At 72.8% G+C, this 1,172-nt stretch carries 2 protein-coding genes; both read left to right on the top strand.

Annotation, left to right across the window (positions count from 1 at the left end):
• Positions 1-104 precede the first annotated feature (104 nt).
• Positions 105-734, top strand: coding sequence for an MBL fold metallo-hydrolase (locus tag AB0G02_RS41355; RefSeq protein WP_360806377.1), 630 nt, complete (start codon positions 105-107; stop codon positions 732-734).
• Positions 731-1,172: ATP-binding protein (locus AB0G02_RS41350; protein WP_360806374.1), on the top strand; the 442-nt coding region annotated here is incomplete at its 3' end. The genes AB0G02_RS41355 and AB0G02_RS41350, both read left to right, overlap by 4 nt.

The raw sequence follows: 1,172 nt of genomic DNA, 5'->3' as shown, positions 1-1,172 counted from the left end.
GACCGGGAGAAGGGGGTCGAGGCAGCGTGGGCAGCGGGAGGCCCGGCCTGCACCGAAGCACGTCGTTCCTCCCGTTGAGCTGCGTGGACGCTACGATCACCGGCGTGCGCCCACTGGCTCCCGGAGTCCACCAGTTGCTCGGCCGTCCTCCTCACATGGTGAACGCCTACCTGGTGGAGGACGTGCTCGTGGACGCGGGCACGCCTTCGGCGCGCAAGCGGATCACCCGGCAGTTGGACGGGCGCAAGCTCGCGGCGCACGTCGTGACCCACGCGCACCCCGACCACTTCGGCTCCAGCCACACCGTGTGCGAGCGGTACGACGTGCCGTTGTGGACGGGGCAGCGGGACGCCGAGGCGATCGCGACCGCGACGCCTGCCACCGGCCCCGGTCTCGTGCCCGCGCTGATGTCGCGGATGCCGATGCCCGATGCCCACCCGGTGGCCCGCGGGCTGCGGGAGGGTGACGAGGTGGCCGGGTTCACCGTGTTGGACGTGCCCGGCCACTCGCCGGGGCACATCGCGCTGTGGCGGGACCACGACGGCGTGCTGATCTGCGGTGACGTGTTCTTCAACGTGCTGCGACCGTCCGCGCCGCCGAAGTTCCTCACCTACGACGACGAGCTGAACCGCGCGTCCATGCGCAGGTTGGCCGAGCTGCGGCCGAAGCTGGTGCTGTTCGGCCACGGCCGTCCGCTGCGCGACCCCGACCGCCTGTCGCGCCTGGTCGGATGAGCACCCTCGAACGGGACCGGGAGCTCGCGCGCATCACGGCCGCGCTCGACTCGGCGGCGGCCGGTGACGGCCGGGTGGTGGTGATCGAGGGCCGTGCGGGCATCGGCAAGACCCGGCTCGTGCAGGACACCAGGGCGTTGGCCAAGCAACGCGGGTTCGGACGCATCCAGGCCGTCGGTGACGCGTTGGAGAGCGCCATGGCGTGGGGCGTGGTCCGGCAGCTGGTGGAGCGGTCGGTGTCCCGCTACCGCGGCGAGATCCGGGACCGGATCCTGGCCGGACCGTCCGGTGACGCGTTGCGGGCGCTCGACACCGCGGCCGCCGACCCGAGCGAAGCGGAACTGGCCCGCACGCTGCACGCGCTGTGGTGGGTGGCCGTCGACCTGTCCGCGACCCGGCCCCTCCTGATCACCGTGGACGACGCGCAGTGGGCCGACC

Origin of the sequence: Actinosynnema sp. NPDC023658 (genome assembly GCF_040639995.1) — a bacterium.
Taxonomy (GTDB): domain Bacteria; phylum Actinomycetota; class Actinomycetes; order Mycobacteriales; family Pseudonocardiaceae; genus Actinosynnema.
The sequence above is the reverse complement of the archived record's forward strand: the minus strand, read 5'-3'. Positions and strand labels throughout refer to the sequence as shown.